The sequence below is a fragment of the Neobacillus sp. 114 genome (assembly GCF_030127045.1).
GTDB classification, from domain to species: Bacteria; Bacillota; Bacilli; order Bacillales; family Cytobacillaceae; genus Neobacillus; species Neobacillus rhizophilus.
Window position 1 is genome coordinate 5,270,135 of sequence record NZ_CP126144.1, and the last position, 21,564, is coordinate 5,291,698.

Sequence of the window (21,564 nt, forward strand, 5' to 3'; positions counted from 1 at the left end):
AGAATACATAAATTCGCCAATAGACGCACAAAATCCGCCAATAGAATTTATTTATTATATCTTTATCTGAGAAATTCTATCAAAAATAACTAATAAAGCCATAAAATAATAAAATTCAAAAATTCGTTTATAGAATTCCCTTCAAATCAAGCACAGAATCGAGAATATAGTCTGCTTTATGCTTTTCAAATTCACCCCGCGCGTCTTTTCCTGAGAGTCCGGTTAATACTGCGACGAACTGGCAACCCATTTGCCTTGCAGCTAGAAGATCTGCCAATGAATCCCCGACAATCAGGACCGAATCGCCATCTTTAATTGGCAGCGGCGTGTTCAAACACTCCTGCACGGACAGATCTTTGCGATGCAGACCCAATATGTAGGTATACGGATGCGGCTTTGATAAAGATTTCCCTTCTGGAAGCTCCTGCTCAGCCTTGGCGACATCATCCGCAGTCACAATCCGGCTCACATCAAAATGCTTTAACCATTCCAAGTGCTGAAAAGGCTGAATCGTTTCCAATTCAGGCCGTCCTGTTCCGATCCCAATCTCAATCCCCGAGGCTGTTAAAAATTGAAATAGCTCTCCTATCTCTTCTTTAGGAGCCAATGTTGTTTCATTAACTAGAAAGCCTTTCTTGCCTTTCTGAACAGAAGGCTTGCCAGTTGAAGCAATAATATTGGCATCCCCTACGTACCATTCCTGAGAAACATGCTCACATACTGACCAAAGCTCCCCTTTTTGAAAAATAGTGGTTTCTACCCCAAGTTTCTCAAGTGCCAGCACATTTAAATAATCAAGCAGTTCTTGCTTAGTTGCCTCGGACCTCTCAAACTCCTTCACAAACAAACCGAAATCCAGTTCAACCGAATAATTATTCAACACCCCACCAATCTCAAGTAAGGTCTTACGATGGATTGGTGCTTGACACCATTTTCTAATGTTTTCAATTTCGTATTCTTTGATTTGTGAAAGTAGATGAATTAGCTGGTGGGCAAATGTTAAATAAATCATATCCCAGTTGGCATTAAGGCCTCGTGATTTTTGGAATTTCAAGATTTTATCATTTTCAAATACCAGATTTCGAATTTCTTCTATTTCTTTATCGCTATAGTCTGTTTTGAATTTTTCAGGTGATAAAGCCAAGTAATTACTGCTTATCAGCATCTCCCAGACGGTTAGTGCCGATGCATCAAAGTAACGTTCTTCGCTTAGTAGAACCCCGTCAACGTCGAATAAAATCGTTTTAATCAATTTCCTATAACCCCATTTCCCTGTCTGCTTTTATACGTTATCGTACCACAGTAAATGAACTGAATAAAAGTAAAAAGAGGGAAGATTCAGTTTTAGCAACAATAAAAACAAGCCGTGCCCCGTTGTTTCGGAGCACGGCTTATTTATACTTTAGTCCAAACCGATGGAAATATATTTCACTTCTAAAAACTCTTCAATTCCGAAATGACCACCTTCACGGCCAATACCGCTTTCTTTATATCCGCCAAACGGTGCTTGCGCAACGGAAGGAAGCGCATCGTTGAGACCGACAATACCGTATTCTAGCTGCTCCGTGATTCTAAACGAACGGCTCAAATTCTCGGTATAGACATAAGCAGCTAAACCATAGTTAGAATTATTGGCACGTTCAATCACTTCTTCTTCCGTCTTAAAAGTCGCAATCGGTGCAATCGGGCCAAAGATTTCATCCTTCATGCATTCCATGTCATCCTGCACATCTGTTAAAATTGTTGGGGCATAGAAATAACCATTCTCTTCTGCCGGTTTTAGTCCTGTATAAACGACCTTTCCACCCTTTTCGACTGCATCTTTTAAAAGTTCTTCCACCTTGCTGCGGGCTGCTTGATCGATTAACGGCCCGATATCGACGCCTTCTTCAAGCCCATTTCCAACCTTAAGCTTCTCTAATTCCGCTTGGAATAGCTTCGTGAATTCCTCTGCGACACCTTCTTGTACATAGACACGGTTCGTACAAATACAGGTTTGTCCCGCATTTCGGAATTTCGATTGGACAAGGCCTGCAGCTGCCTTTGCTAAATTGGCATCGTCCATAACGATAAACGGTGCATTTCCGCCAAGCTCAAGTGATACTTTTTTCACAGTTTCGGCAGCGCCCCTCATTAATGTTTTACCAACCTCTGTCGAACCGGTAAAAGTAATTTTAGTAACACGAGGGTCTTTCAACCAAACATCCCCGATTTCTGAGGATCTTCCGGTTATTACATTTAATACGCCTTCCGGTATTCCCGCTTCATGGGCAAGTTCAGCCATCTTTAACGCGGTTAAAGGCGTCTGATTAGCCGGTTTAACTACCGCCGTACAACCGGCAGCAAGCGCAGGACCCACTTTTCTAGTAATCATTGCAGCCGGGAAGTTCCAAGGAGTAATCGCCGCAATAACACCGACAGGCTCTTTGCGTACGAGAATGCGCTTATTTGGATGGGAAGCTGGTATCGTTTCCCCATAAACCCGCTTGCCTTCCTCGGCAAACCACGAGATAAAACTATTGGCGTACTGAACCTCACCAACGGCCTCTTTTAACGGCTTTCCTTGCTCCATTGTCATAATCTTAGCGATTTCAAGTTTATTCTCATCAATCAACTGGTACCATTTCATGAGAAGCTGATATCGTTCTTCAGCTGTTTTTTTCGACCAGGTTTTAAATGCCTTATGGGCCGCATCAACTGCCTGCTCCGCTTCAAAGGCACCGCCGGTCGGTACTGCCCCTAAGACTTCCTTAGTTGCCGGATTGATGACTTCGGTAAATACTTCATAATCATTACCAACCCATTTTCCATCAAGATACATCGGAAAAATTTGATATTTTTGTTTCACAGTGTCCATTACATCCTCCCCGTCCTCGCTGGTGCGGCCGAATCCTTCTGATATACGGCTTCAAAGGCTTCCTCAAGAATTTGTAATCCTTCCTCCAGTTGTTCATCTGAGATGATAAGCGGCATCAGAAGCCGAATGACATTTCCATAAAGCCCGGCGCTTAATAAAAGAAGCCCCCGCTCACCAGCTGATTTGACAATTTTTCCCACTCCCTCTTTATCAGGAGCCTTTGTTAGTTGATCCTTCACGATTTCCATTGCGCACATCGCACCTAGTCCGCGGACATCGCCAATGCACTCAAAGCGCTCAGCCAATTGCTTCATTTTTTCAATCGACCTCGCACCAATTTTTTCTGCCCGGTCATTTAGATTTTCACTTTCAATGATATCTAAAACCGCCAATGCCGCCCGACAGCCAAGCGGACTTCCGGAATAGGTACCGCCGATTTCCCCAACATCTGCTGCTTCCATTATATCAGTTCGGCCAATCACCCCGCTAATCGGGACACCTGCACCCATTGATTTGGAAATCGTTATTAAGTCTGGTACCACCCCAAAATGATCAATGGCAAAGTACTTTCCTGTCCGGGCAAATCCGGTTTGAATTTCATCGGCTACAAAAAGAATTCCATATTGAACACAAATTTCCTTCACTTTTTTTACAAAATAATTATCAGGAACAACAAAACCGCCCTCCCCTTGGACAGGCTCCATTACCACAGCGGCAATCGTTTCCGGTGCTACTTCAGCAAGTAAAAATTGCTCGAATTGCTCGATAATCATGTCGCTGTACTGCTGTTCGCTCATACCTTCCGGGCGGCGATAAACATATGGATACGGTGCCTTGTACACCTCTGGGGCAAATGGCCCAAAGCCGAACTTGTAAGGCTTGACCTTGCTTGTCATTGTCATTGTCATTAATGTTCTGCCATGGAAGCCCCTTGTAAAAGATATGATTCCTTGTCGCTTTGTATACTTCCGTGCTATTTTCACTGCATTTTCAACCGCCTCCGCACCGCTGTTAAAAAATGCAACCTTTTTATCGAAGTCTCCTGGCGCGAGATTGGCAAGTCTCTCAGCAAGATTAATATACGATTCATACATCATCACATTAAAGCCCGTGTGGATAAATTGGCTTGCCTGTTCCTGAAGAGCCCTTACGACTCTTGGATGGGAATGTCCTACGTTAATTGTTCCAATAGCACCAGCAAAATCAATAAAGATATTACCATCAACATCCTCAACCAGCGCTCCCTGTGCCTTTTTAACAAACGAATGACAGTTATTACTGATCCCTTTTGGGACAAATTGATTTCTCCGCTCCAATATTTCCTTCGATTTCGGCCCGGGAATTTCCGTTTGGAGCTTCACATATTTCTTCTCCACTTTATTGCTCCCCCTTTAATATACATACCTCTGTTTAATAGGAAGCAACCGGCAGCTTACCGATTGCTTCTTTTTAAAAAGCTATTCCTTTACCTGTTTTAATACTTCTTTAAAGGTATTGACGACTTTGTCAACTTCGTCGTAGCTAATTGTTAGCGCCGGTTCAATTCGAATAGTTTTAGAGTTAATTAATGTACCGGCCACTAGGACACCTCGGTCAAACATACCCTTTGACACTTCATAGCCGATTTCATCCTTATGAAACTCAATCCCAATCATTAAGCCTTGGCCGCGGATTTCTTGCACTTTATCCTCATGCCCTTCCGCTGCCTTCTTCAATTCAGCAAGGAAGTATTCCCCGACAACCGCTGCACGCTCAGGCAGATTTTCTTCTATTAAAATACCAATCGTCGCAATCGCAGCAGCACAGGCCAGCGGGTTGCCCCCAAAAGTTGTGGTATGCATGAATGGGTTAGGAAACCAGCTCTTGAATACTTCCTCGCGCGCCACAATCGCCCCCGCTGGCATAACACCCCCGCCGAATGCTTTCGCAAGACAGATAATGTCGGGAACCACATCATACAATTCAGCAGCAAACATTTTGCCAGTGCGTCCCATGCCGGTCTGCACTTCGTCAAAAATCAATAGCGTACCATATTGGTCACAAAGCTCGCGAACCTGCTTTAAGTAGCCTTCCGGCGGCAAAATGATTCCGCCTTCGCCTTGAATTGGTTCCAAAATTACTGCTGCCACGTCTTCGCCAACCATTGAACATGTTTCAAACGTTTTTCTCATCATGTCGATATCGCCAAACGGCACATGACGGAATCCAGGAATTAATGGCAGGAATGGCTTCCGGAACATTCCCTTGGCTGTACCTGACAATGACCCTAAGCTTTTTCCATGGAAAGCACGGGTTGTGGAAATAAACGTTGTACGGTCGCTATACATTTTGGCAAGCTTTAACGCTGCCTCCACGCTTTCCGTCCCACTGTTACTAAAATAGGAATATTTTAAATCCCCAGGTGTGATATCTGCCAAAATTTTCGCCAGCATCGCGCGCAGCGGGTCGAGCAGGTCCTGGCTGTGAAGGGCCTGACGCTTTAGCTGATCTGTTACAGCTTTAACAACCTTTGGATGACGGTGGCCGACGTTATAAATGCCAAATCCGCCTAGACAGTCAATATATTCCTTTCCGTTTACATCCTTAAAGCAGGCACCGTTATCGGACCACTCAACAGCAGCAAATTGTCCGTCCTTGGTAACAGTTTTACGATAAGCAAGGAACCCCGGGTTCACATGCTCGCGGAAGCCGTCAACTGTTTCCTTTGTAATCCAGGCAGCTTCCTCAGCATTAATTTCCTCTTTTTCTATTAAACTTAAAACCTTATTAATATAATCCGTTACCTGCAGCTTCTGTTCACTTTTCGTCTCTCGTGATAAATCAATACTCATATTATCTCTCCTCATAATGTTTTAGTTTGAAAACCAGCCAATTGGCTCTACCTGCAAATTGATATTAATCTGTTTAATTTCTTGGAATTCCTCAAGACCGAAGGTTCCAAGGCTGCGGCCGATTCCACTTTGTTTGTAGCCGCCCCATGGCGCTTCATTATAAGTAGGATGATAGGAATTCACCCATGTGATTCCCGAGCGAAGCTTTTTGATTACACGCAAGCCCTTTGCTCCATCATTCGTGAATACACCACCGGCTAGGCCGTAAACTGTACCATTAGCAAGCTTGACAGCTTCCTCTTCATCCTTAAACTTCTGAATCACAACAACAGGACCGAAAATCTCCTCCTGGACAATTCTCATCTCTTGCTTCACATCAACGAACACGGTCGGCTCCACAAAATATCCTTTCCCCAAACCGCTGTGGACAATCCTGTTTCCGCCGCAGGCAACCGTGGCACCTTCCTGTTTACCTAGCTCAATATAGTGGAGAACTTTTTCCAAATGCTGCTGGCTTACCAGAGGCCCCATTTCTGTGGAAGGATCATCCCCTGAGCCCACCACGATTTGCTTCGCTCTCTCTGCAAAACGGGCAACAAAACGAGCATAAATGCTTTCTTCAACAAGAATTCTTGAGCCAGCTGAACAGACCTGGCCGGCACCCGCATAGATCCCAAACAATGCATAATCGACTGCGGTTTCAAAATCGGCGTCAGCGAAAATGATATTTGGCGATTTGCCGCCTAATTCCAGAGAAACCTTCTTCATCGTATCAGCAGCCGTTTTCGCAATATGTTTACCCGTTTTCGTTCCGCCAGTGAAGGAAACCATATCCACCTCAGGGTGGGAGGCAATTTCATTGCCGACAACCGGACCGGCACCCATCACCATATTGGCTACCCCTTTTGGCAGACCCACATCTTCAAAAATTTCAAACAGCTTCTTTGGTGTAACCGGCGTCACTTCAGATGGCTTAAACACAATCGTATTTCCCGCTGCTAAGGCCGGAGCAATTTTCCAAACACTCATTAATAATGGATAGTTCCATGGAACAATGAGTCCACACACACCAACCGGCTCCCGGACCACCATCGCCTGGATCGGATCGGCGACATGGTAGGTGTATCCGTCAGGCTTGGTAATCAGTCCTGCATAATAACGGAAACAAGCTGCTGCGTCAGCTACATCAAAACCGGCTTCTCTTAATGGTTTCCCGTTATCCATTGTTTCGAGCCGAGTGAACTCGTCTGCATATTGATCGATTTTATCCGCAATTTTAAATAGATAGAAGGCTCTTTCTTGAGCGGACAATCCAGACCAAACACCATCTTCAAAAGCGGTCCGTGCTGCAAAGATTGCCGCCCGTGCATCTTCAATTGTTCCTTCAGGTGCGTATGCAATCACTTCTCCATTCGCCGGATTTATAACGGGGCGGGTTTCTTGATTTTCTGCATCCTTCCACTCGCCGTCGATATACATCTTCAGGTTGATTACTTGATTCTTCACTTCGACCATTTCCCATTCCTCCTTTTAATACCCTCACTTACTACTTATGCAAGAAGTGTGCCAAAATCAAAAGACTACTGTATTGCAATTTTTCCGGAATGTTAAAAATCAGTTTATTCATTTTTGCATAACTCTATTTTGTATTGCATAATGGTGGGAAAAATAAAAAGCTGCCTCAGATTCTCAATCTGAAACAGCTTTCGTGTTAAAAGGATGGCATATTTTCTAGTTTAATATTTTTCTCGGTTAGGATTTTTTGATATTTCCTGCTGACAGAGGATTGGCTAATGCCCAGGGCTTTGGCGGCCTTGGTTGTCGTTTTATACTGATTCATGGCAAGAACAATCAGCTGTTCCTCTACATGCTCAAGCGCTTCCTGCAGGGGAATTACCCTTGTGATGACAGGCTTCATTTTTTTACTTTCAAAGCCCAACGATAAAAACTGGCTGACGAATTCGGCATCAATTGCCGGATGATCGGCTGTTACTACCAATCTTTCGATGATGTTTTGCAACTCCCTGACGTTGCCCGGCCATGGATAAAATTCCATTACATTAACGGCATCTGGGGTTAAGTGATAGTTTCTATCATACTTTTCGTTCAATTGCTGCAAAAAGTGAAAAGCCAGCAGTGAAATGTCCTCGGTCCGCTCCCGAAGCGGCGGTATATGAATCGGAATAACATTTAACCGATAGAATAAATCCTCCCGGAACGCTCCTTCCTCAACCAATTTTTCTAATTTTTTATTCGTCGCCGCAATGATTTGCACATTTACCTTAATCGGTGTCGTGCTTCCAACTGGGATAACCTCCTGCTCCTGCAGGACCCGTAATAGCTTTACCTGCAGATGCATTGGCATTTCACCGATTTCATCCAGTAATAAAATACCTCCATCGGCTTGCTTAAAGTAGCCTTCTTTGCCGTTTTTATCAGCACCGGTAAAAGCACCCTTGGCATAGCCAAATAATTCACTTTCCAGCAAGTTTTCCGGAATCGCCCCACAGTTCAATTTGAGGAATGGTTTTTGGCAACGCTTACCTAATTGATGAATCGCCTGGGCAATCACTTCTTTTCCCACACCGGATTCCCCATTAAGCAGAACTGTAGAAGAGAACTCAGCAATTTTCTTTACCTGATTCATGATTTTTTCCATCTTTGGACTGCAATAGATCAGCTTTTTCAAAAAGCGATCCTTGCTTTTGAAGTCATCTAGTTCCTTCTTATACTGTTCCGATATTTTACGCATTTCCTGAAGTTCTGTTTTTAAACGGGTGGTTTCGGTAATATCCCTGGAGGCCACGATAATCCGGTCCAGTTCATTTTTTTCATTAAAAACCGGATTGCCGACAGCAAGAATTTTCCGGCCTGTTTTCGTTTCCTGAACAACCGAAACCTTACGCTTTTTTTCCATCACCAGCCTCGTGACAGATGGCGTAAACAGCCCCTGGTCCTCAAGCTCGAGGACGTTTTTGCCAATTAAATCTTTCAAATCTACCTGCCAAAAATCTTTAATAATATTTTCACTATAGCGGATTAATTCGCCCTTCGCATTGACGACCAGAATTTCATCATAAATGCTAGATAGAATCGCATTTAAATCTTTATTTAAGTCTTTAATATATTCAATTTCCATGGCCATTTCTTCAACCATCGGCAAATCCTGAACAACAATGACAGCACCTTCCACTTCGTCGTTGTAGCCAAAAATAGGACTGTAGTCGACGAGAACGCCCATTTCATCGGAAATTTCCAGATGATTCAAGAATGTCTTTCCGGTTGCAAATACATTGTTGATATGCTGTCGGCTGAAAATTTTTTCCCCGGGAAAGTTCAACACCTTTTCCGCAGTGGATTTAATCATCGTTAAACCGGCTTCATTGCAATTAATGATCCGCTTTTCTTTATCCAATACAAAAATCCCCATCGGAATCGAGGTTAATAGAATCTTTAAAAGGTCCCCGCTTTTATTTTCCTGTTTAAACAGTTCCGCCAGGGCATCTTCTCTTCGGATGTAACCCATAGGCCTGCCGTCATCTCCCTTAATAATGGAAAACGGTTCGCCGATAATCTGGAACAGAGCCGGAAAGGAGATCTGCTCGCTCAACTGACAGATGCTCTCCAAGGATTTGGCATTCTCAAGCAATACGGTTTTAGAAAAATCAGACCCATTCAATTTCTCAACCAGCTGTTTATTCAGTGCTACATAAGCAAATAACTGGTCCTGTTTTTCTAAGAATAAAAAGGGTTCTTTAAAATGATTTAAATCCGGGATTAAAACTTCTTCCTCTACTATGACTGATATAATCGGTTTAATCTTTTCCTTGGCGACGGAAAACATTTTTTCATCCCCTTTAATTCCTGACTACTCTTAATACTATCATTTAATTTCGAATTTTTTAAATAAAATTCAAAAAGAAGATGAGCACTTTTCATCTTCTTTTTATTAAAGCTAAAGATCGGTCCCCTTATCTTTTTTAATCACTTCCCGTTACAAATAAATCCTCCTTAATATAGGCAAGGACCATGCCGGGGATTACATAATCTCCTTGCTGAACCTCCAATGATTCAATTTCTCCGCTTACACTTGTTTGCACTAATTCAACCTTTCCTTCTTCTGTTTTAATGGAAAAAAGCGTTTCCCATTCATAAATTCTTTCTGTCCCTTTAATAGAAATTTTCTCCACTGTCCCGTAACACGGGCTGAGCACCACTCCAAAATACATGCATCCCAACTCCATTCTCCGTTTAATATTGTTCTTGAAAGGGCCGCTGCTGCAAAACAAGGCTAAAGAATTCTTGAAACTCCGGAATGTCCTCTTTCTCAATCCCCAATTTTTCCGCCCAATGATGGTCCTCATATGTATCCTCCTGGCAAAGGAGAACCATTTTTCCAGTCTGAATGGAAGTGACCATGGCTTTTCCGAAAAAATTTCTGGAATAGCCAATCGCTAAATCATAACGGTGATTGCTGGAGATAAGGCAAAAATAATGTAGCAGTTGCTGCTCTTTTTGTTCTGATAAAATATCCAATTTCATTCATTTCCCTCCTTTTAATATTTCAACCAGCCTCGCAGCCTGGAGGCCTCAGCCAGTTTTTGAATTCCTTCAATATAAGCCGCAATTTTCATATTTACTTGATATTTTTTCGCCGTATTGTAAACATTTTTAAAGCTGGCGGTTATTTTTTCCTTCAGACGTTCATCGACTAATTCTTCGCCCCAGTAATAACCTTGATTGTTCTGACACCACTCAAAATAGGAAACGATTACACCGCCGGAGTTGGCTAAAATATCGGGAACCACAAGAATTTCCCGCTCATTTAGGATTGTTAAGGCATCTTTGGTGGTTGGCCCATTTGCCGCCTCAATCACAATCTGACAGTTAATCCGGCTCGCATTCTGTTTATGGATCACACCGGAAATCGCTGCCGGTATTAGAACATCACATTCTTTTTCCAAAAGTTCCTGGTTTGGAACTGAATTTTGGAAGCGGTTCGAAACAATCCCGAAGGAATCGCGATTTTCAAGCAGGTATGGAATATCAAGGCCGTTCTCATCAAAGATGCCGCCAAGTACATCTCCTATTCCAATTACCTTCGCACCCAGATCATACAAATATTTCGCAAGGTAGCTTCCGACATTTCCAAACCCTTGTATGATAACTCTTGTATCCTTTAATTCCATCTTTCTTAATTCACAGACCATTTGCAGGGTATAAAGTACGCCTTTGGATGTGGCCGTTTCCCTGCCCTTTGAACCGCCAAGGGCAATCGGCTTCCCGGTAATGAAGCCTGGGGAATCAAATTCACGGATATGGTCATACTCATCAAGCATCCACGCCATGATTTGAGAGTTTGTGTACATATCAGGGGCCGGAATGTCCTTGGTCGGGCCGACAATCTGGCTGACCGCCCGAACGTAGCCTCGGCTTAATCGTTCCAACTCATCCATGCTCATTTTCCGCGGGTCGCAAATAATGCCGCCTTTAGCACCGCCGTAAGGAAGATCGGTGATGCCGCATTTTAAACTCATCCATCCCGCCAACGCCTTCACTTCTTCCGGCGTTACATCCGGATGGAAACGGATTCCTCCTTTGGTCGGTCCAGATGCATCATTGTGCTGGGCACGGTACCCTTCGAAAATCTGCACCTGTCCATTGTCCATCTTTACAGGAATGCTTACCTCCAGAAACCGCATCGGTTTCTTTAAAAATTCGTATACTTGAGGGGGATAGTTCAGAATATCGCAGGCTTCTTTCAGCGTTTCCTGAAATTCAACTAGAGAATTATCCTTTAATACCTCTCTCTTTTTAACCTCAAGAGAATTGATTGCCATTATAACACCTCATTTTTTGTTGTTATAAATACATTAAGCAAGTTCCGTGCCAAAAATAAAAAAAGCAGTTTTTAAGGGTTCTAAGCGGTAAAAGTAACAGGACATTATGAAAAAATGCGTGTTTTATGCATTTCTGCATACTTTTTTAAAAAGAAAAAAACGCATCCTGCCAAGGCAGAATGCGTTTTATCGTTTAAGCTTCCTCCGCTTTGAATTGCGGAGGAGCCGCACGGAATGCTTTTGTTAAATAGAGCAGATAAATAAATCCAGCAGAGAACCAAATCAACCCCATAATTAAGGAGCTTAATTCGAGATTGATCCATAAGATGCCAACGGTGGCCGCCCCAATCAATGGCATGACTACATAGTCAAAGAAACCTTTTGGAGTCTTGTACATTTTATTTCGTATTGCAAAATGACTGATGACGGATAGGTTAACAAATGTAAAAGCCATTAAGGCACCAAAATTAATTAACGATGTTGCCGTAACTAAATCAAAGAACCAGGCCGATAACGAAATAGCGCCGACAATCACGACATTAATGGCAGGTGTCCTCCATTTTGGATGGATATAGGCAAACCATTTTTCCGGAAACACCTTATCGCGCCCCATAACATACAACAACCTTGAAACACTTGCATGTGAAGCCAAACCAGATGCAAGCGTATTGACAAAGGTTGTACACAAGAAAATCGATTGAAACAGCTTGCCGCCAACATAAAGAGCAATTTCCGGAAGGGCGGCATCAGGTTCTTTGAACCGTGATATATCTGGGAAAAACAATTGAATGAAAAACGATGTTGTGATAAAAATGATACCTCCCCATAAAGCTGTAAGCATAATCGCCTTAGGGATCGTTTTTTCCGGATTAGGAGTTTCTTCTGATAACGTCGTAACAGCGTCAAATCCCAAGAACGAAAAGCAAAGAATGGTTGCCCCTGTAATGAGAAGATGCACGTTCATTCCTTCTTTAAAAAATGGCTGCAGGCTGAATAAGGTTCCGGTTCCTTCACCGTCTTGAAGACCCTTAACGACAAGAATAATGAAGACAACCATAATCGCAATTTGGATAAATACAAATAATGTATTAAAGTTTGCTAGTATATTGACGCTTCTTAAATTAAGGTAGGTAACGATACCGACAAACAATAGTACCCAAACGAAATCCGGCACCGAAGGAAACAAAGCATTTAGGTATATTTTAGTTAACAATGCATTTACCATTGGCAAAAATAAATAATCAAGCAGCGATGACCAACCGACCAAAAACCCTAAATGGCCATTGATTGCTTTTTGAGTATACGTATAGGCAGAACCTGCCTGAGGAAACACCTTGACAAGCTTGCCATAACTTGCCGCCGTAAAAAGCATGCCAAGCAAGGCAATAATATAGGCTGTTGGGACATGCCCCTTTGTCTCACCCGAAACAATCCCAAACGTATCAAAGACAACCATTGGTGTCATATAGGCCAACCCCATAATGACTACCTGCCAAAGCTTTAACGATCTTTTCAGCTTTACGCCATTTTCCACATATCATACCCCCAGTTTTGAATTTAAAGCGTTTTCATCATTCGGCGGCCCCTTTGTTTCGTCTGAATTTTTTATTCCCCCTCTTCGTAAATTTCAAATTATAAACTTGCAATTTTTATGCCAAACCAGTTTCTATCGAAAATTCTTTATGTATTGCCCTATGGAAGGTAATGAGTTATAAATAAGAATATTGTGAATTATTCAAATGTGCATACATTATTCCATAATACATACCGTTTGTCATTATCAAAGTTAGCCGGCTTTAGCGCTCTATGGACATTTTTTTTGGCACAAATATTGCATCTATAAATGGTATAAATAATGAAAAATGGAGGAACCCATCATGCAATATCCATTATCACCAGATGTAAAACCAGAGTTTTGCACAACAGGCACATTTATGAGGCTTCCATCAAACAGAGAGGATGCAAAGCTCGCCATTGTCGGAATGCCTTTTGACACAGCCGCTTCCTTTCGTGTCGGTGCCCGCTTTGCACCACAGGCGATCCGCCAGGCTTCAATGACGCTATTCCCTTATCATCCAATCCATAAGGTCTATCCGTTTGAGGATTGCAACGCCATCGATATCGGCGACGTTTCTGTGATCCCGCATAATATCCACCGCAGCTATGAGGTCATTGAAAAAGCTGTCCGTGAGCTGATGGAACAGGGAATTGTCCCAATCGGCATTGGTGGGGACCATTCCGTTACATTAGCCAACCTCCGAGCTGCCGCCAAAGTGCATGGTCCTGTGGCTTTAATTCATTTTGATTCCCATACCGATACATGGGATACGTATTATGATGAGAAATACTGGCATGGGTCGCCATTCATTCGTGCATATGAAGAAAACCTGCTGATTCCGGATAAAGTCTTTCAAGTGGGGATTCGAGGAACACTGAACCATCCTGGGGATATCGATGCCAGTACGGAATTAGGCTATCATGTCATTACTACTCCAGGTTTAAAGGAACGAGGATATGAAAACGTCATAGCGGAAATGAAACAGAAAATTGGCGACACACCTTGTTTCTTAAGCTTCGATATCGATTTTGTTGACCCTTCCTGTGCCCCGGGAACAGGCACGCTCGAAGTTGGCGGCCTTAACAGCTTTGAAACTCTGCAAATAATTCGCTCACTGACAGATTTTAATTTTATCGGCTATGACTTGGTTGAAGTACTTCCGCCATATGATCCAACTCAAATTACCTCTTTACTTGCGGCAACCATCATCCATGATTTTGCCTCACTTGCAGCTTTAAAAATAAAAAAAGAAGAGCTGGCAGAAACTAAGTAATAGTAATAAAAAAAGCAGTTCATATTCCACTTTCTGGAATTGAACTGCTTTTTTGTTAAAAATTATTTTTTTTGAAATACTAAGATTATCTTGCAAATACATGGTTGCCGATTTTTACAGTCACTGCACGCGACTTAATCCAAGAGCTTTGAGCGGTATTAGGATTATAGAAGAATAGAGAACCATTTCCTTTACCCATTAAAGCTATTGCTTCGTTGACAGCTCTTTTTGATTCAGCATCAGCTGCCTGATTGATTTGACCGTTTTCTACAGGTGTAAACGCATAATGTCCATTTGAAATTTGATAAATAACTTCCCTTACGCTATTCGGGAATTGGTCACTTTTTACGCGGTTCAAGACGACTACAGCAACTGCAACCTTCCCTGCATATGGCTCGCCAACAGCCTCAGCACGAACTAAACGTGCCATTAACTCTTTGTCTGCCGCAGTAACAGGAGAGTTTGGCAGAGTAATATTTTTACCAGTGATAAGCGGTTTGCTATTATTCGCTGCCATTAAGCTATTGACAGGAACACCGAATCCTTTTGCAATATTCCAGTATGTCTCACCAGATTGTACTGTGTGAGTGGTTGTTGCTGCTTCTGTTTGTCCATTTAATGTAAAAGCTGACATTGATAACATTAATCCGGCTGCAATTACTAGTTTTTTAAGTTTTTTCATTTGATAACCTCCTAGATTAGTAGCTCGTTCTCTCTACAACCTAGGCTATCAGTTGTAACACACTTATTCATTACCTAAAAAATGGAAAACTTGTGCAGTAACTAGCATAATAGGCTTCTAATGCTCTTTGGTATTAATCACCAACTTATTTGTTTATCCAGTGGTTGGAGAAAATGGATGATTCCGGTCCCTTTTTTACATAATGTTTCACGCTTGTAATATAGTAAGTGATTGATTATTTTTAATTACAAGATTGTATATGGAGGTTTTTCAGGTGTCCCGTCATGAAATAATTGTATACAGCAGCAATGGCTGCTCTTACTGCGATCAGGTAAAAACATTTTTAAAAGAAAAGGGAATTGAATTCGAAGAGCGGAATGCTTCTATTAATAAGGAGTACTTGGAGCAATTAAAGGAAAAGAAAATTTTCGCTACCCCCGCTACCTTTATTGATGGAAAACTGGTATTGGGATTTCAGGAGAAGAAATTGAACAAGCTTCTTGAATTAACGTAAGAATTCTTAAACTTGACCAAGCAGCCTAACATAAACACTTAAACCCTAAATATAATGTACTATGCGTGTTTTAAGGAGGGCGGCTTATGGTCTACCAAGGACTGAGCGAACAGGAATTTAACAAAATGTTAATTGCCCCGGAAAACTTTGCATCACCACCTGAATCTCTTACGGAGCAAATGTTTATTGAACGTTCTTTAACTGAGAATAAATTTTGGCTGCGGATTATGAAGGAGCATTCTTATTTTTTAGGGGAAGGCTTCAATCGAAAAGACAAGCAGCTTATCCAGCAAACGGACCGATTCTATCAATACTTTGCAGAGCAGGAAAAAAGGGCTCATCAAACGCCTTATAATGTAACAGCAGTACGGAAATTAAATGAAGATACCATTCAGTTAGTATTGGGTTTACGGAATTTTAAGCGGAATCTGCTCATCTTAATCATTAATTGTAAAGTCATGGGGTTCAACTTCCCGCTTCTTGTGGACCATATCGCCCGTGAAGCTGAATACTTTATGAGGACTTTAAAAAAATTAAATGATGGAATACTAGACCCTATCCAGGATGCGATCATCAAAGAAAATGTCTTTTGGCTAAAAATTATGATGGAGCATTCGCGCTTTATCGCCTCCCTTCTCGATCAATCTGAACGGAATTTAGTGATTGCTGCAAGAAAATTTGGGGATGATTTTGAGGTCCTCCTAAATCAGGCTCGAGATGTTGAATCAATGTTGTATAAAAAAAGCCCTACGTATCCTATTATTGGAAAACTCAATAAGGACAGTGAAAGTGCCACTCAGGAACTGCGTGCTTTCAAGCAAGCCGGCCTCGATTTTATTAAGACCTGCCAAATTAGAAATGTCATCGACCCGCTGTTAGCCGACCATGTTGTCAGAGAGGCAGACCATTTCTTGCAAATCGTGCATGTTTTAGAAGAACGATTAAAGGTAAAACAACAGGAGCAACAGAGGATATAAAGAAGAGACTATCCGCGGATAGTCTCTTCTTTTTGGCTGCGTGCCACGATTACCATGCTGATTGTTATGATTGTAAAGGCAATGAAGGCTAAGATAGGGATCGTAATAAACCCCAGCCAGTTAATATAATCCTTGGAGCAAGGTACCCCGCTTGTACACATTTCAAACCTTTGTAAATATGGAAGCTTTTGAAGCAGAGTATGATAACCCGAAATCAGCATACCGATTATAGATAATGGAAGGACATATTTATATATGCCGTTGTCATTCCGGTAAACTGCAATTCCTAACATAATGGCCAATGGGTACATGAATATCCTCTGATACCAGCACAGCGTACATGGAATGAAATGCATAACCTCACTAAAATACAAGCTACCTAAAGTGGCGATAAGCGCGGCAATCCAGGAAAGAAGCAGGGATTTATTCATATCACTTCCCCTTTGCGGCGTTTTCGACCATCTCTTTTAAGTCGTCGATGGATTGACCTTCAAACTTTTTGCCATTAACAAATAATGCGGGAGTTCCTTGAACATTTAATTTTTTCACATAATCCATATCCTTTTGCCAGGCATCCTTCGATTTGTCGGCTTGGAAGTGCTTAACCACCTTATCCACTTCTTTGTCACCAGCCACTTCCTTTAGTGTATCAGTTAAGAACTTTTCCGTATAAAGATCGATTTTTTCATATTTTTGATCTTCAGGCTGCTTTTTATAAAGAAGATCATGGAATTTCCAGAATGTATCGTTTCCAAGTTCAGCATAAACAGATTCCGCAAATTTGGCCGAACGCTCAGAATCGACGTTTATAAAGGAATCATTAAAGAAGTAGAATTTAGCCTTTCCCGTATCGACCAGTTCCTTTTCAATAAACGGAACAGCGGATGCAGAAAACTCCTTACAATACGGACATTTATAATCCCCAAATTCAATGATAGATACTGGAGCGGATTCCTTACCCAAAAATGGCTGATGGCTGTAGTCAATCTCATTTGATTTAACTGCTTCTTTATCCTTGGAGTGGTTGCCTAAAAAAATAAGTGCCAAAACCCCAACGGCAATTAAGCCGACTACCCAAAAAATAAACTTTGAGGATGAATTCTTTGTATTTGCTTTTTTATTATTTGCCATGATCAGACTCCTTCAAAAAACTATTATTTATGAGATAAATTTATTTTCCCAGATAGTTTTAATATTACTTATCTATTGTAATAAATCAAATAATTGATTCCGACTTTATAGGTGTTGTTGACACTTACAGTTATTAAAGTTGTTATTTTTTATAACTTTCAACTAAAATTGATAAAATAAGTTAGATTATGAATATAAAGGAGCACGAATATGACGAATAACAACAGCTATATGGGTTATATCGGTACCTATACAAAGGGAGACAGCAAAGGAATCTACTCCTTTACCTTAAATACTGGGGAAGGGAAGATTGAAAATGTGAAAGTGGCAGCGGAGCTAGAAAACCCTACATACTTAACGATTAGCAATGATAATCGTTTTCTTTATTCTGTGGGGAAAGAGGGGGAAGTTGGCGGCATTGCGGCATTTTCAATTAATGATAACGGGGAGCTGACAGCTATAAACCGGCAAATGACGCCAGGTTCACCGCCTTGCCACGTTAGTGTGGACAGCCAGCGGAATTACGTCTTTACCACCAATTATCATAAAGGTACTGTCGAGTCTCACCTTGTTAACGGGGAAGACGGATCTGTTCAGCCTACGGCTTCAAGTATAAAACATGAAGGCCGAGGGCCGGACCCAAGGCAGGAAAAAGCCCATACCCATTATGCCGGGCTTACCCCTGATGAAAAATACTTAGCGGTTGTCGAATTGGGAACTGATGCGCTGATCACCTATAAGGTCGACGACGACGGAACCCTTACAAAAGTGAAACTATTGCCATTAAAAGCAGGAAGCGGACCTCGGCATTTGACATTTCATCCAAACGGGAAACTTGCCTATTTAATGACTGAGTTCAGCTCTGAGGTAATTGTGCTCACCTATCATCCGGAAAATGGCCATTTTACTGAAAAGCAATATATTTCTACTCTTCCAGAGGACTTTAAAGAGAATAACCAGGGAAGCGCGATCCATATCTCTTCCGATGGCCGCTTTGTGTACGCAGGAAACCGCGGGCATAACAGTATTGCTGTTTTCAGTGTTAATGGAGAGACAGGTGAGTTAACGTTTATTGAGCATACGTCTACTGAAGGGGATTGGCCGAGGGATTTTGAACTGGATCCTTCCGAGAAGTTTATTGTTGCTTCTAATCAGGAATCGGGGAATCTTGTGCTTTTTGCGAGGGATGAAATATCTGGTCGATTAACACTGATTCAGTCGGATATAATAGTGCCTCAACCAGTATGTGTGAAGTTTCTCCATGTTTAAACAATAGTCACCAGGATTAATGGAGAACCAGCAAAGGATATGAAGCGCTTACATCGTGAAACTTACTCAAAATCCTTAGAAATCCATTGACACCATTCATTTAGTGTAGTAAATTTTATAAATAATCTAAATATTAATATGTTCTTATCAAGAGAGGTTGAGGGAAGGGCCCGGTGACACCTCAGCAACCTTCAATGTCTTTAACATTGAAACGGTGCTAAGTCCTGCAAATTGTTACTAATTTGCGAGATAAGAAGAGTGACAGATGTGTTGTACATGCAAAGGTCTTCTTCTTATAGAAGGCCTTTTTTTAATATCAAAAAGGAGTGTAGACAAAAATGTATAAAATCGATACGAAACTAGCGCAAATTGGGAACCGCAGTGAAACTACAACAGGAACCGTTAATCCCCCAGTATATTTTTCAACTGCATTCCGCCACGAGGGGATTGGACAATCAACAGGATTTGATTATATTCGAACTGGAAATCCGACACGCCAGTTGCTTGAGAAAACCATCGCCGATTTAGAAGGCGGAGATCAAGGCTTTGCCTGCAGCTCAGGAATGGGGGCAATTTTAACGATTCTTTCCTTATTTCAGTCTGGTGATGAATGGCTGGTTAGCGAGGATTTATATGGCGGAACCTACCGTTTGCTGGAAAAAGGATTTCAAAAGTGGGGCTTGAAAAGCCAATATGTCAATACCTGTTTTCCGGAAGAAGTTGAAAAGAGCATAACTCCACAGACGAAAGCTATCTTCTTGGAGACTCCAACCAATCCGCTAATGCAGGAGGCAGATATTGCAGCAGTGGCAAAAATTGCAAAGGAACATAGCATATTATTAATAGTGGACAACACCTTCTACACCCCGCTACTACAGCAGCCGATTGCACTTGGTGCAGACATTGTCATGCATAGTGCGACGAAATACCTTGGAGGACATAACGATGTTCTTGCCGGACTCATTGTTGCTAAAGGCAAGGAGCTTTGTGAAGCATTAGCTTTCCATCATAATGGTGCAGGCGCCGTTTTAAGCCCATTCGATTCCTGGCTGTTAATGCGCGGTATGAAAACATTATCACTTCGCATGGAAAGACATGAGAAAAACGCTAAGGCGGTTGTCGAGTTCCTATCTAATAGTGATGCAGTAACAGATGTTCTTTACCCAGGACGAGGCGGGATGGTTTCGTTCCGTTTAAAAGATGAATCATGGGTAAATCCGTTTTTGCAAAACATAAATTTGATTTCATTTGCTGAAAGCCTTGGCGGAACCGAGAGCTTTATCACCTATCCGGCGACCCAAACCCACGCTGATATTCCCGAAGAAATTCGGATTGAAAAAGGCGTCTGCAACCGCTTGTTGCGTTTTTCCGTAGGAATTGAAGATGCAGAGGATATCATTTTTGACCTAGAGCAGGCTCTTGCAAAATTAGTTGAAGGAGTGAATGTGTGATGGAACACGAAGAATTTAGTTTTGAAACGAGGCTTCTTCATAATCGTCATAAAATGGATGCACAAACAGGAGCCGTCAGTGTCCCGATCCAGCACGCATCTACCTTTCATCAGTTTGAAATTGACAGTTTTGGAAAATACGATTACGCCCGCAGCTTAAATCCAACGCGGGAAGCTCTTGAAGATATTATTGCAGAGCTCGAAGGCGGAATCCGTGGGTTTGCCTTCTCTTCAGGAATGGCTGCCATTTCCACCGCCTTCCTGTTACTTTCTTCCGGAGATCACGTTGTTATTACTGAGGATGTATACGGCGGAACCTATAGGATGGTCACTGAGGTCCTAACACGTTTCGGGATTGAACATACCTTTGTTGATATGACTGATTTTGATCAGGTTAAGCAAGCCATCAGGCCAAATACAAAAGCATTTTATGTAGAAACACCATCTAACCCATTATTGAAGGTGACTGATGTACAGGCCATCAGCCAGCTGGCAAAGGCACATAACGCCCTGACCTTTGTTGATAACACCTTCCTTACCCCTGCACTGCAAAAGCCGTTGGAGCTTGGCTCCGATGTGGTCCTTCACAGTGCCACCAAATTCTTATCTGGCCATAGTGACGTTGTCGCGGGTCTAGCGGTAGTTAAGGATGAAGCACTGGCAAAAAGGCTTTATTTTTTACAAAATTCGTTTGGCGCAGTACTTGGCGTACAAGACGCCTGGCTTGTGATGAGAGGCTTGAAAACTCTTCACGTCCGTCTTGAGCAGTCACAGAAAGCCGCTTTGCAAATCGCCAGATTCCTAGAGAATCACCCTCTAATCGAAAAAGTGTATTACCCAGCGCTCGAAAATCATCCGGAGAAGGAATTGCAGGAGAAGCAGGCAAGTGGCGCGGGTGCAGTTCTTTCATTTGAACTGGCTGACGAGGATGCCCTTAGGACCTTTGTTTCAAATGTAAAAATTCCTGTCTTCGCTGTCAGCCTTGGTGCTGTAGAATCCATTTTGTCGTATCCGGCAAAAATGTCCCATGCTGCCATGCCGCAAGCGGAAAGGGAAAAACGAGGAATTAAAAACAGTCTGTTGCGACTTTCAGTCGGACTTGAAAAACCTGAAGACTTGATGAAGGATTTTTCGCAAGCCTTGGAAAAGCTGCAGGTGAATAAGCTCTCTTAAGGAGAATAA

At 42.2% G+C, this 21,564-nt stretch carries 19 protein-coding genes and 1 riboswitch; of the genes, 6 read left to right on the forward strand and 13 right to left on the reverse strand.

Annotated features, from left to right (window positions below; all coding sequences use genetic code 11):
• Positions 1–127: 127 nt before the first annotated feature.
• The 10 genes from QNN06_RS25925 to QNN06_RS25970 form a co-directional block, all read right to left on the reverse strand.
• Positions 128–1,252: an HAD family hydrolase gene (locus tag QNN06_RS25925; RefSeq protein ID WP_284036221.1), complete on the reverse strand. Its 1,125-nt coding sequence runs from the start codon at positions 1,250–1,252 to the stop codon at positions 128–130.
• A gap of 150 nt (positions 1,253–1,402) precedes the next feature.
• Positions 1,403–2,821, reverse strand: a complete 1,419-nt coding sequence (locus QNN06_RS25930) for an NAD-dependent succinate-semialdehyde dehydrogenase (RefSeq protein ID WP_213118008.1) — start codon at positions 2,819–2,821, stop codon at positions 1,403–1,405.
• 35 nt (positions 2,822–2,856) lie between these two features.
• Positions 2,857–4,233, reverse strand: a complete 1,377-nt coding sequence (gabT, locus tag QNN06_RS25935; RefSeq protein WP_284036222.1) for a 4-aminobutyrate--2-oxoglutarate transaminase — start codon at positions 4,231–4,233, stop codon at positions 2,857–2,859.
• Positions 4,234–4,314: 81 nt separating this feature from the next.
• The gene (locus tag QNN06_RS25940; RefSeq protein ID WP_213117925.1) at positions 4,315–5,688 is read right to left on the reverse strand and encodes a putrescine aminotransferase; all 1,374 of its coding nucleotides are present in this window, start codon (positions 5,686–5,688) and stop codon (positions 4,315–4,317) included.
• Positions 5,689–5,709: 21 nt separating this feature from the next.
• Complete coding sequence (locus tag QNN06_RS25945; RefSeq protein ID WP_284036223.1) at positions 5,710–7,203, reverse strand: aldehyde dehydrogenase family protein; 1,494 nt, start codon at positions 7,201–7,203, stop codon at positions 5,710–5,712.
• A 196-nt stretch (positions 7,204–7,399) separates the two neighbouring features.
• Positions 7,400–9,532: a sigma 54-interacting transcriptional regulator gene (locus QNN06_RS25950; protein ID WP_284036224.1), complete on the reverse strand. Its 2,133-nt coding sequence runs from the start codon at positions 9,530–9,532 to the stop codon at positions 7,400–7,402.
• A gap of 136 nt (positions 9,533–9,668) precedes the next feature.
• On the reverse strand, positions 9,669–9,917 hold the full coding sequence (locus QNN06_RS25955; RefSeq protein ID WP_213117922.1) for a biotin/lipoyl attachment domain-containing protein: 249 nt from the start codon (positions 9,915–9,917) through the stop codon (positions 9,669–9,671).
• Positions 9,918–9,939: 22 nt separating this feature from the next.
• Complete coding sequence (locus tag QNN06_RS25960; RefSeq protein ID WP_284036225.1) at positions 9,940–10,230, reverse strand: SAV0927 family protein; 291 nt, start codon at positions 10,228–10,230, stop codon at positions 9,940–9,942.
• Between the two features lie 14 nt (positions 10,231–10,244).
• Entirely contained in the window at positions 10,245–11,528 is a 1,284-nt protein-coding gene (locus QNN06_RS25965) for a Glu/Leu/Phe/Val family dehydrogenase (RefSeq protein ID WP_213117920.1), read from the reverse strand.
• 193 nt (positions 11,529–11,721) lie between these two features.
• On the reverse strand, positions 11,722–13,062 hold the full coding sequence (locus QNN06_RS25970) for an APC family permease (RefSeq protein WP_284036226.1): 1,341 nt from the start codon (positions 13,060–13,062) through the stop codon (positions 11,722–11,724).
• Between the two features lie 343 nt (positions 13,063–13,405).
• Here QNN06_RS25970 and speB point away from each other — a divergent pair, with 343 nt between their 5' ends.
• Complete coding sequence (gene speB / locus QNN06_RS25975; RefSeq protein WP_213117918.1) at positions 13,406–14,359, forward strand: agmatinase; 954 nt, start codon at positions 13,406–13,408, stop codon at positions 14,357–14,359.
• 85 nt (positions 14,360–14,444) lie between these two features.
• Here speB and QNN06_RS25980 read toward each other — a convergent pair whose 3' ends face one another.
• Positions 14,445–15,041: a cell wall hydrolase gene (locus QNN06_RS25980; protein ID WP_213117917.1), complete on the reverse strand. Its 597-nt coding sequence runs from the start codon at positions 15,039–15,041 to the stop codon at positions 14,445–14,447.
• Positions 15,042–15,315: 274 nt separating this feature from the next.
• Here QNN06_RS25980 and QNN06_RS25985 point away from each other — a divergent pair, with 274 nt between their 5' ends.
• Together QNN06_RS25985 and QNN06_RS25990 are read left to right on the forward strand one after the other, a co-directional pair.
• A complete protein-coding gene (locus QNN06_RS25985; RefSeq protein ID WP_213117916.1) occupies positions 15,316–15,555 on the forward strand; it encodes a glutaredoxin family protein in 240 nt (79 codons plus the stop codon).
• A gap of 86 nt (positions 15,556–15,641) precedes the next feature.
• Positions 15,642–16,532 carry a DUF2935 domain-containing protein gene (locus QNN06_RS25990; protein WP_213117915.1) on the forward strand — a complete coding sequence of 297 codons (891 nt, stop codon included), beginning with the start codon at positions 15,642–15,644 and terminating at the stop codon, positions 16,530–16,532.
• Positions 16,533–16,540: 8 nt separating this feature from the next.
• Here QNN06_RS25990 and QNN06_RS25995 read toward each other — a convergent pair whose 3' ends face one another.
• Complete coding sequence (locus QNN06_RS25995; protein WP_213117914.1) at positions 16,541–16,963, reverse strand: disulfide oxidoreductase; 423 nt, start codon at positions 16,961–16,963, stop codon at positions 16,541–16,543.
• A gap of 1 nt (position 16,964) precedes the next feature.
• Entirely contained in the window at positions 16,965–17,663 is a 699-nt protein-coding gene (locus QNN06_RS26000; RefSeq protein ID WP_213117913.1) for a DsbA family protein, read from the reverse strand.
• Between the two features lie 210 nt (positions 17,664–17,873).
• On the opposite strand from QNN06_RS26000, the gene QNN06_RS26005 reads away from it, so the two are divergent.
• The 3 genes from QNN06_RS26005 (at position 17,874) to metC (ending at position 21,555) form a co-directional block, all read left to right on the forward strand.
• Complete coding sequence (locus QNN06_RS26005; RefSeq protein WP_213117912.1) at positions 17,874–18,932, forward strand: lactonase family protein; 1,059 nt, start codon at positions 17,874–17,876, stop codon at positions 18,930–18,932.
• Positions 18,933–19,073: 141 nt separating this feature from the next.
• Positions 19,074–19,188, forward strand: a riboswitch (SAM riboswitch).
• An 82-nt stretch (positions 19,189–19,270) separates the two neighbouring features.
• Entirely contained in the window at positions 19,271–20,383 is a 1,113-nt protein-coding gene (locus QNN06_RS26010; protein ID WP_213117911.1) for a methionine biosynthesis PLP-dependent protein, read from the forward strand.
• The gene (gene metC / locus QNN06_RS26015) at positions 20,383–21,555 is read left to right on the forward strand and encodes a cystathionine beta-lyase (RefSeq protein ID WP_284036227.1); all 1,173 of its coding nucleotides are present in this window, start codon (positions 20,383–20,385) and stop codon (positions 21,553–21,555) included. Before QNN06_RS26010 ends, metC begins: the two co-directional genes overlap by 1 nt.
• Positions 21,556–21,564 lie beyond the last annotated feature (9 nt).

What these genes read in the sequence shown, in the direction of transcription:
- metC (WP_284036227.1), top strand. Translation starts at nt 20,383, where the DNA reads ATGGAACACGAAGAATTTAGTTTTGAAACGAGGCTTCTTCATAATCGT.
- speB (WP_213117918.1), top strand. Translation starts at nt 13,406, where the DNA reads ATGCAATATCCATTATCACCAGATGTAAAACCAGAGTTTTGCACAACA.
- QNN06_RS25960 (WP_284036225.1), bottom strand. Translation starts at nt 10,230, where the DNA reads ATGAAATTGGATATTTTATCAGAACAAAAAGAGCAGCAACTGCTACAT.
- QNN06_RS26005 (WP_213117912.1), top strand. Translation starts at nt 17,874, where the DNA reads ATGACGAATAACAACAGCTATATGGGTTATATCGGTACCTATACAAAG.
- QNN06_RS25950 (WP_284036224.1), bottom strand. Translation starts at nt 9,532, where the DNA reads ATGTTTTCCGTCGCCAAGGAAAAGATTAAACCGATTATATCAGTCATA.
- QNN06_RS25980 (WP_213117917.1), bottom strand. Translation starts at nt 15,041, where the DNA reads ATGAAAAAACTTAAAAAACTAGTAATTGCAGCCGGATTAATGTTATCA.
- QNN06_RS25995 (WP_213117914.1), bottom strand. Translation starts at nt 16,963, where the DNA reads ATGAATAAATCCCTGCTTCTTTCCTGGATTGCCGCGCTTATCGCCACT.
- QNN06_RS26000 (WP_213117913.1), bottom strand. Translation starts at nt 17,663, where the DNA reads ATGGCAAATAATAAAAAAGCAAATACAAAGAATTCATCCTCAAAGTTT.
- QNN06_RS25990 (WP_213117915.1), top strand. Translation starts at nt 15,642, where the DNA reads ATGGTCTACCAAGGACTGAGCGAACAGGAATTTAACAAAATGTTAATT.
- QNN06_RS25940 (WP_213117925.1), bottom strand. Translation starts at nt 5,688, where the DNA reads ATGAGTATTGATTTATCACGAGAGACGAAAAGTGAACAGAAGCTGCAG.
- QNN06_RS26010 (WP_213117911.1), top strand. Translation starts at nt 19,271, where the DNA reads ATGTATAAAATCGATACGAAACTAGCGCAAATTGGGAACCGCAGTGAA.
- QNN06_RS25930 (WP_213118008.1), bottom strand. Translation starts at nt 2,821, where the DNA reads ATGTATCTTGATGGAAAATGGGTTGGTAATGATTATGAAGTATTTACC.
- QNN06_RS25955 (WP_213117922.1), bottom strand. Translation starts at nt 9,917, where the DNA reads ATGTATTTTGGAGTGGTGCTCAGCCCGTGTTACGGGACAGTGGAGAAA.
- QNN06_RS25965 (WP_213117920.1), bottom strand. Translation starts at nt 11,528, where the DNA reads ATGGCAATCAATTCTCTTGAGGTTAAAAAGAGAGAGGTATTAAAGGAT.
- QNN06_RS25945 (WP_284036223.1), bottom strand. Translation starts at nt 7,203, where the DNA reads ATGGTCGAAGTGAAGAATCAAGTAATCAACCTGAAGATGTATATCGAC.